At 74.8% G+C, this 10,161-nt stretch carries 2 protein-coding genes; both read right to left on the reverse strand.

Annotated elements, in window-relative coordinates; genetic code table 11:
- The coding region (locus AB0G14_RS33785) for a type I polyketide synthase (RefSeq protein ID WP_357704556.1) at positions 1 to 1,826 on the reverse strand (1,826 nt) is incomplete at its 3' end.
- Between the two features lie 36 nt (positions 1,827 to 1,862).
- The coding region (locus AB0G14_RS33790; protein ID WP_357704558.1) for an SDR family NAD(P)-dependent oxidoreductase at positions 1,863 to 10,161 on the reverse strand (8,299 nt) is incomplete at its 5' end.

Raw genomic sequence — 10,161 nt, forward strand, 5'->3', positions numbered from 1 at the left:
CTCGCGTCGAACACCGGCGTACGACCCACCAGACCGGCCGCCATCCGCGCCGACTGCGCACCCTGACCCGGGAACACGAAGACGGGGCCGGCACCGGAGCCGGTGACCGCGCCGGTGAGGAGGTTGCCGGCCGGGAGGCCGCCGGCCAGGGCGTCCAGCCCGGCCAGCAACTCCTGCGCGCTCGCGCCGACCACCGCGGCCCGCTGGTCGAACGTCGACCGGGTGGTGGCCAGGGACCAGCCGACCGTCGCCGGATCCACGTCACCGCGCTCGCGCATGTGCTGCGCGAGCCGGGCGGCCTGGCCGGCGAGGGCGTCCTTCGACCGGGCCGAGACCGGCCAGACCGTCACGTCCGAGGCGACCAGGCCGGGTCGCCGCACGGGCTCGACGGCGGCGGCCTCGGTGGTCTCCTCGCCGTCGACGGCCTCCGGCGCGGCGGTGCGCGGCCGGTACTCCTCCACGATGACGTGGGCGTTGGTGCCGCTGACCCCGAACGAGGAGACGCCGCCCCGGCGGGGACGACCCAGCTCCGGCCACGGCTTGGCCTCGGTGAGCAGCGACACCGCCCCGGCGGTCCAGTCGACGTGCGGGGACGGCTCGTCGACGTGCAGGGTCTCCGGCATGAGGCCGTTGCGCAGGGCCATCACCATCTTGACCATGCCGGCGACGCCGGCGGCGCTCTGGGTGTGGCCGATGTTCGACTTCACCGAGCCGAGCCAGAGCGGCCGGTCGGCGGGGCGGTCCTGCCCGTACGTGGCGATCAGGGCCTGCGCCTCGATCGGGTCGCCGAGCGTCGTGCCGGTGCCGTGCGCCTCCACCATGTCGACGTCGGCGGCACCGAGGCGGGCGTTGACCAGGGCCTGCCGGATGACCCGCTGCTGCGAGGGGCCGTTCGGGGCGGTGAGGCCGTTCGACGCGCCGTCCTGGTTGAGGGCGCTGCCGCGGATGACGGCGAGGATCGGGTGGCCGTTGCGCTCGGCGTCGGAGAGCCGTTCCACGACCAGCACGCCGCCGCCCTCGCCCCAGCCGGTGCCGTCCGCCCCGGCCGCGAACGCCTTGCACCGGCCGTCGACGGACATGCCGCGCTGCCGGGAGAAGACGACGAACACGCCGGGGGTGACCATCACGGTGACGCCACCGGCGATGGCCAGGTCGCACTCGCGGCGGCGCAGCGCGGTCGCCGCGAGGTGCAGGGCCACCAGCGACGACGAGCAGGCGGTGTCCACGGTGACGGCCGGGCCGTTGAGGCCGAGGGTGAACGAGATCCGGCCGGACGCCACACTGGTGGTGTTGCCGGTGCCGATGTACATGTCGACGCCCTCGGGCACGTTCGGCAGACCCATGCCGTAGTTGGAGGTGCTCAGCCCCACGAAGACGCCGGTCTGGCTGCCGCGCAGCGACAGCGGATCGATGCCGGCCCGCTCGATGGCCTCCCAGGACGTCTCCAGCAGCAGCCGCTGCTGCGGGTCCATGGCGAGGGCCTCGCGCGGGGAGATCCCGAACAGCGACGGGTCGAACGCGCCGGCCTGGTCGAGGAAGCCGCCGATCCGGGTGTAGCTCTTGCCCGGCTTGTTGGGGTCGGGGTCGTAGAGCGACGCCAGGTCCCAGCCCCGGTCGTCCGGGAACTCGGTGAGCGCGTCCCGGCCGTCGGCGACGAGTTCCCACAGGTCTTCCGGGGAGTGGACGCCACCCGGGAAGCGGCAGCTCATCGAGACGATGGCCAGCGGCTCCTGGTCGCGTGCCTCGACGGTCTGCAGCTTGCGCTTGGTCTCGTGCAGGTCGGCGGTCACCCGCTTGAGGAAGTACCGCAGCTTGTCGTCGCTCATCGGGTGGCGCCTTCCTCGATGAAGAATCCGGTCATCTCAGGAGATCCCAAACTCTTTGCTGATGAAGTCGAAGATCTCGTCGTCGCTGGCCGATTCGAGATCGGGCTTGTCCTGCTCGGTGGCCGTTCCGGCGCCCAGGTCGGACGCCTTGGCCAGCAGGTCCTGCATTCGGGCGGTGAACCGGGCCCGGGCCGTCGCGTCCAGTGGGATGGCCGTGAGCAGGCTCTCCACGGTGTCGATGCCCTGGAAGATGGGCTGCGTGGACGGCGCCGCGTCGGCGGCGATCTCGCTCGTCAGCCTCTCGGCGAGCGCGGTCGGCGTCGGGTAGTCGAACACCAGCGTCGCCGGCAGCCGCAGCCCGGACAGGCTGTTGAGCCGGTTGCGCAGGTCCACCGCGGTGAGCGAGTCGAAGCCGAGTTCGGTGAAGAGCCGGCCGGGGTCGACCGCGTCGGCGCTGGCGTGGCCGAGGACGGCGGCGATGTTCGCCCGGACCACGTCCAGCACCACCTTCAGCCGCTCCGGGCCGGCCAGCCCGGCCAACCGCTGGCTCAGCTGCATCCCGCCGGCGCGGGCGCCGGCGGCGTCGACCGAGCGCCGCAGCGGCACCCGGACCAGGGCCCGGAGCATCGGCGCGAGCGTGCCGGCCTCCGCCTGCGTCCGCAGGGTCCCGACGTCCAGCCGCATCGGTACGACCGCCGCCGCGTCGAGCCGCCAGGCCGCGTCGAAGAGATCCAGCGCCTGCTCGGTGGCGAGCCCCGCCGCGCCCTGCTCGGCCATCCGCCGCACGTCCGCGTCGTCGAGGTGGCCGGTCATGCCGCTGGCCTGCTCCCACAGGCCCCAGGCCAGGGAGATGCCGGCGAGTCCGCGGGCCCGCCGGTGCGCGGCGAGGGCGTCCAGGAAGGCGTTCGCCGCCGAGTAGTTGGACTGGCCGGCGCTGCCCAGGGTGGCCGCCGCCGAGGAGAAGAGCACGAAGGCCGCGAGGTCGAGGTCGGCGGTGAGGCGGTGCAGGTGCCACGCCGCGTCGATCTTCGGCACGGCGACCGCGTCCACCCGCTCGGGGGTCATCGACTCCAGCACGCCGTCGTCGAGTACGCCGGCGGCGTGCACCACGGCGGTGAGCGGATGGTCGGCGGGCACCCCGGCCAGCAGTGCCGACAGGGCGTCCGGGTCGGCGACGTCGCAGGCCGCGACGGTGATCCGGGTGCCGGTGTCGGCGAGGTCGGCGAGGTCGGCGATGCCCTCGGCCGCCGCGCCGCGCCGTCCGGCCAGCAGCAGGTGCCGCACGCCGTGGGTGGTGGCGAGGTGGCGGGCCACGATGCGGCCCAGCACGCCGGTCCCGCCGGTGATCAGCACGGTGCCGTCGGGGTCGATGCCGCCGGGCAGCAGCTCCACCCCGGCCGGGACCCGCCCGAGCCGTGGCGTACGGACCTGCCCGCCCCGCACGGCGAGCTGCGGCTCGCCGGAGGCGATGGCGGCGGCCAGCACGGTGCCGCTGTCCGGGGTGTCGTCGAGGTCGACCAGCTGGCACCGGCCCGGGTGCTCGAGCTGCGCGGTCCGCAGCAGGCCCCAGACCGGGGCCTGGCGCAGGTTGACGACCGGCTGCTCCCCCGCCGCGACCGCGTCGCGGGTGACCAGCACCAGCCGGGAGTCGGCGAACCGGTCGTCGGCGAGCCAGGTCCGCACCGCGGCGAGGGTACGGTGCGTCGTGGCCCGCGCCTGCGCGGCCAGCGCCGGGTCCGTCGGGTCCCCGACGCCGCCGACCGGGACGATCACCGCCTCGGGCGCCGGTGCGCCCCCGGCGAGCAGGTCGCCCAGCGAGTCCAGGTCCACGTCGGCACGCACCCGCACGCCGGCCGCCTCGCAGGCGGCGCTGAGGGCGAGGTCGTCGCCGCCGAGCACCACCCAGCGGGTGGCCGCCGGCACCGGGCCGGTGGGCACCGGCAGCGCCGGCCAGTCCACCTGGAACAGGGACTCGTGCCGGCCGGAGCGGGCCGCGCCGAGCGAGTCGCCGGTGACCCGGCGCATGATCAGCGAGTCCACGTGCAGCACCGGGGCGCCGGTGGCGTCGGCCACCTGGAAGGAGACCCCGACCTCGCCGGCCGCCGCGACGCGCACGCGCAGGGCGGTGGCACCGGCGGCGAGCAGGGAGACGCCGGTCCAGGCGAACGGCAGGCGGGGCACCGTGGCGTCGGCCCCGTCGCCCATCCGGCCGAGGAAGCCGCCGATCGACATGGCCTGCAGCGCGCCGTCGAGCAGCGCCGGGTGCACGCCGAACCGGCCGGCGTCGGCGTGGTGGTCGGCGGGCAGCTCGACCTCGGCGAAGACCTCGTCGTCGCGGGTCCACGCGGCGCGCAGGCCGCGGAACGCCGGGCCGTACCCGAAGACGGTCGCCTCGATGCCGGAGTAGAAGTCGTCGGCCTCGACGCGGGTCGCGCCGGGCGGCGGCCACACCCCCAGGTCGAAGGCGGGCGCGGTGCCCTCGGCCGGCTGCGGGGCCAGCAGGCCGGTGGCGTGGCAGGTCCAGGCCACGTCGGCCAGGATCTCGTCCGAGCCGTCCCGGTAGGGCCGGGAGTAGAGCTGGACGGTGCGGCGCCCGTCGTCGTCCCGGTCGCCGACCATCAGCTGCACCTGGAGCGCGCCGAGTTCGGGCAGGACGAGCGGGGCGAGCAGGGTCAGCTCCTCCACCGTCGGGCAGCCCGCCTGCTCACCGGCGTACGTCGCCAGCTCCACGAAGGCGGTGCCGGGCAGCAGGATGTTGTCCATCACCCGGTGCTCGCCGAGCCACGGGTGGGTACGCACCGACAGCCGCCCGGTGAAGACCATCCGCTCGCTGTCCGGGAAGGTCAGCGTGGCGCTGAGCAGCGGGTGCCCGGCGTCCTGGAGGCCGGCGGAGCTGACGTCCTGTGCCCGGTGGACCGGGGGGTCGACCCAGTACCGCTGGTGGTCGAAGGCGTACGTGGGCAGCGCCACGACGTCCGTCTCGGCGAGGATGGTCGTAAGGTCGACGGGCAGGCCGATGGCGTGCGCGGTGGCCAGGTTCGTCAGCAGCCGCGTCGGGTCGTCGTCGCCGCGCCGCAGGCTGCCCAGGGTGTGACCGGTGACGCCGGCATCGTCCAGGATCGCCGTGACCGGCATGGTCAGCACCGGATGCGGAGAGATCTCCACAAACGTCGTGTGACCCGCCGCGACCGCCACCCGCACGGCCGCATCGAACTGCACCGTCTGCCGCAGGTTGTCATACCAGTAACCGGCGTCCATCGACATCGGGTCAACCCAGTCCCCGGTCAACGTCGACACCAGACGGGTGTGACCCTGCTGCGGGGCGACGTCGGCCAGGTCAGCGCGGAGTTGTTCCGCGACGTCCTGCACGGCAGCCGAATGCGACGCGTAGTCGACGGGAATCAGGCGGGCCCGAACACCGTCGGCCTGACACGCCTCGACCAAGTCCGCGACCGGCTGCGGCGGACCCGACACCACCACCGTGGAGGGGCCGTTGACGGCGGCCACCCCCACACCGGGGAACACGGCCAGCCGCTCCGTCACCGCGTCCACCGACAGGTCCAACGACGCCATCGTGCCCGTGCCCCGCAGCACCATCAGCGCCCGCGACCGCAACGCAACAGCCTTCGCCGCATCCTCCAGCGACAGGATCCCCGCCACACACGCGGCACCGATCTCACCCTGCGAGTGACCAATCACCGCAGCCGGGCTCACCCCGACATGCCGCCACACCGCCGCCAAAGCGATACCCACGGCCCACAGCACCGGCTGGACGACCTCCACCCGCTCCAACCACGACTCGTCATCCCCGGTCAACACCGACACGATGTCGACATCGAGGTACGGGGCCAGAGCCCGCTGGCACTCCGCCAGCCTCGCGTCGAACACCGGCGTACGACCCACCAGACCGGCCGCCATCCGCGCCGACTGCGCACCCTGACCCGGGAACACGAACACCGCACCCGCACCGTGGGATGAGGTCGTGCCCGCGACGACGTTGCCGGCCGGCGAACCGGCCGCCAGCGCGTCCAGCCCGGCCAACAGCTCGTCGGCGCCCGCGCCGACCACCGCGGCCCGCTGGTCGAACGTCGACCGCGTGGCAGCCAGGGACCAGCCCACCGCCGCCGGAGCCACGTCACCGCGCTCGCGCACGTACTCCGCCAGCCGCGCCGCCTGACCCGCCAGAGCCGCCTTCGACCGCGCCGACACCGACCACACGACGACATCGGAGTCCACCAGGCCCGGACGCGGCTCCACGGGCGCGGCTTCGACCGGCTCGTCGGCCTGCTCGATAATGACGTGGGCGTTGGTGCCGGAGATGCCGAACGACGACACCGCCGCGCGGCGGGGGCGGTCCACCGCCGGCCACGGCCGGGACTCCGTCGCCAACTCGACGGCGCCGGACGTCCAGTCGATGTGCGGGGACGGCTCGTCCACGTGCAGCGTCGCCGGCACGACCCCGTGCCGCATGGCCTGCACCATCTTGATCACGCCGGCGACGCCCGCCGCCGCCTGCGCGTGCCCGATGTTCGACTTGATCGAGCCGAGCAGCAGCGGCCGGTCGGCCGGCCGGTCCCGCCCGTACGTGGCGAGCAGCGCCTGCGCCTCGATGGGGTCGCCGAGCGTGGTGCCCGTGCCGTGCGCCTCGACCACGTCGACGTCGGCCGTGGACAGCCGCGCCGACGCGAGGGCCTGCCGGATGACCCGCTGCTGGGAGGGGCCGTTCGGGGCGGTCAGCCCGTTCGACGCCCCGTCCTGGTTGATCGCGGAGCCGCGTACCACGGCGAGGACCTTGCGGCCCTGCCTGCGGGCGTCGCTCAGCCGCTGCACGAGCAGCATGCCGACGCCCTCGGACCAGCCGGTGCCGTCCGCCGAGGCGGCGAACGACTTGCACCGGCCGTCGGCGGCGAGACCGCGCTGGCGGGAGAACTCGACGAACGCGGTCGGGGTGGCCATCACCATCACGCCGCCGGCGAGGGCCATGTCGCACTCGCCGCGCCGCAGCGCCTGGCCGGCCCAGTGCAGGGCCACCAGGGACGACGAGCAGGCGGTGTCCAGCGAGACGGCCGGGCCTTCGAGGCCGAACGTGTACGCCACCCGACCGGAGATGACGCTGCTGGTCATCCCGGTCAGCATGTAGCCCTCGGCGGCCTCCGGCGAGTACGCGAGCAGCGAGCCGTAGTCCTGGCCGCTGGTGCCGACGAAGACGCCGGTGCTGCTGCCCCGTACGGCGGTCGGGTCGATGCCGGCGGACTCGAAGGACTCCCAGGTGGTTTCCAGCAGCAGTCGCTGCTGCGGGTCCATGGCCAGGGCCTCACGGGGGCTGATGCCGAAGAAGCCGGGGTCGAACCGGTCGACGCCGCTGAGGAAGCCGCCGCCCCGGGCGTAGAAGGTGCCGCTGGCGTCAGGGTCGGGGCTGTAGAGGGAGTCGAGGTCCCAGCCCCGGTCGGTGGGCAGGTCGGTGATCGCGTCGACGCCGTCGGCCACGAGCCGCCACAGGTCGTCCGGGGACCAGACCCCGCCGGGCAGCCGGCACGCCATGCCGATGATGGCGAGGGGCTCGTCGTCGTCGACCGAAACGGTGGTGGTCGTGGGTCGCACGGGGACCGGGGTGCCGGCGATCTCCGTACCCAGAAAGGCGGCCAGGTCGTGCGGGGTCGGGTAGTCGAAGACGAGGGTGGCCGGCAGCCGCATCCCGAACGCGTTGTTGAGCCGGTTGCGCATCTCGACGGCGGTCAGCGAGTCGAAGCCGAACTCGCTGAACGCCTTGCGCGGCTCGATGGCCGCCGGGTCGGGGTAGCCGAGCACGGCGGCGGCCTGGCCACGGACGATCTCGACCAGCGCGGCGGCCCGGTCGGTGTCGCCGAGCGCGGCGAGCTGCTGGACCAGGGACGCGCCGGTGGTGGCCGCGGTGGCGGTGCGGGCGGGCATGCGGATCAGCGCCCGGTACAGCGGCGGGATGCTGCCACCGGCGAACTGCACCTTCATGGCGGCGAGGTCGAGCCGGGCCGGGACGAGCGCGGCGTCGGTGCTGCGGCAGGCCGCGTCGAACAGGGCGAGCCCCTCCTCGGCCTCCATCGCGGCGACGCCGGAGCGGGAAATCCGGTTGAGGTGGACGTCGTCCAGTTCGGTGGTCATGCCGCTGCGGTCGGCCCAGAGGCCCCACGCGAGGGTGAGCGCGGCGAGCCCGCGCGCCTTGCGGTGCTGGGCCAGCCCGTCGAGGAACGCGTTGGCGGCGGCGTAGTTGCCCTGGCCGGGGCCGCCGGCGGTGGCGGCGAGCGACGAGTACGAGACGAACGCCTTCAGGTCGAGGTCGGCGGTCAGCTCGTGCAGGTTCCAGGCGGCGTCGACCTTGGGCCGCAGCACGCCGTCCATCCGCTCAGGGGTGAGCGAGGAGATGACGCCGTCGTCGCGGACGCCGGCGGCGTGGATGACGGCGGTGAGCGGGTGCTCCGCCGGGATGGCGGAAAGCAGCTCCGCCACGGCGGCCCGGTCGGCGACGTCGCAGGCGGCGACGGTGACGGTCGCGCCGAGCGCCTCCAGGTCGGCACAGAGCTCGGCGACCCCCCCGGCCGCCCGGCCGCGCCGGCTAGTGAGGATGAGGTGCCGGACACCGTACGTGGTCACCAGGTGCCGGCTCATGAGCTGGCCGAGGGTGCCGGTGGCGCCGGTGATCAGGACGGTTCCCTCCCCGTCGAACGGGGCGGCCGGCGGCTCGGCCACGGCGGGGACCCGGGTGAGCCGGACGCCGGCGGCGACGCCTGCGCGGATCACCACCTGCGGCTCGTCGGTGGCGACGGCCGGGACGAGCGCGGCGGCGGAACCGGCCACGTCGTCGACGTCGATCAGCACGAACCGGTCGGGGTTCTCCGACTGGGCGGAGCGGAGCAGGCCGATCACCGCGGCGCCGGCCAGGTCGGTCAGGTCGGCGTCCCGGTCGGTGGCGACCGCGCCCCGGGTCAGCACGACCAGCCGGGAGGCCGCGTACCGGTCGTCGGCGAGGAACTGCTGGAGCACGGCGAGCGCCCGGTGGGTCACCTCAGCGACGGCGCGCGGCACGTCCGCCGACGCGGGCGGGTCGAGGAAGGGCACGACCAGCACGCCGGGTGCGTCCGCGCCGTCGTCCATCGCGGTGGCCAGGGCGGTCAGGTCGGGGTACGCCGCCACGGCCGTCCCGGTTGCCGCTACCGCGTCGGTGAGGGCCGCGTCGTCGACCACCACCCAGTCGACGGCCGACGGGCCGGCGGCCAGGGTGAGCGGGGCCCACTCGACCCGGAACAGCGACTCGGTCCCGCCGCCCCCGGCGGTGCGGAGTTGGTCGGCGGAGACCGGCCGCAGGACGAGGGAGCCGACGGAGATGATCGGCGCGCCGGTGACGTCGGCGAGCAGCAGCGAGATGCTGTCGGTGCCGGTGTGCGAGACCCGGACCCGGGCCGCCGCCGCGCCGGCGGCGTGCAGGGCGACGTCGTTCCAGGAGAACGGCAGCCGGCCGTATCCCGGGGGCATGTCCGCCCCGGACGGCGCGCCGGTGGCGGTGGTCAGCCCGAGGGTGTGCAGCGCCGCGTCGAGCAGGGCCGGGTGCAGGCCGTACCCGTCGGCCTCGGCGGCGGGGGTCTCCGGCAGGGCCAGCTCGGCGAAGAGGTCCTCGCCGCGCCGCCAGGCGGAACGCAGCGCGATGAAGGACGGGCCGTAGTCGTAGCCCTGGGCGGCGAGGTTCAGGTAGAGGTCGTCGGTGGCGACCTCGGTCGCGCCGGGGGGCGGCCAGGCGGTCAGGTCGGACCAGCCGGAGGGACCGCCCGGTCCGGCGGGGCCACTGGCCAGCACGCCGCTGGCGTTGCGGGTCCAGGCCCGCTCCCCCGCGCCGTCGGCCGGGTCGCCGTCGACCGCGGAGTGCAGCGACACGGACCGGCAGCCGGTCTCGTCGGCCGGGCCGATCCAGAGCTGGATGTCCACGCCGCCGGTCTCGGGCAGGATCAGCGGCGACTCCAGGGTGAGTTCGCGGACGTGGTCCGCACCGACGTGCGCGCCGGCCTGGAGGGCGAGTTCCACGAAGCCGGTGCCGGGCAGCAGCACCGTGTCGAAGACGACGTGGTCGGAGATCCACGGGTGGGTACGCCGGGCCAGTCGCCCGGTGAACAGGAAGCCCTCGGCGTGCGCGACGCCGACGGCGGCGCCGAGCAGGGGGTGCCGCGCGGGCCGCAGGCCGACGGCGGTGACGTCCCCGGTCCACCCGGCGCCCGCCTCGGGCCAGTAGCGCTGGTGCTGGAAGGCGTACGTGGGCAGGTCGACGCGGCGTGCGCCGCTGTCGGCGAACCACTGCCGCCAGGTCACCGGC

Origin of the sequence: Micromonospora sp. NPDC023814, from assembly GCF_040639595.1 — a bacterium.
In the GTDB taxonomy this organism is placed as follows: Bacteria; Actinomycetota; Actinomycetes; order Mycobacteriales; family Micromonosporaceae; genus Micromonospora.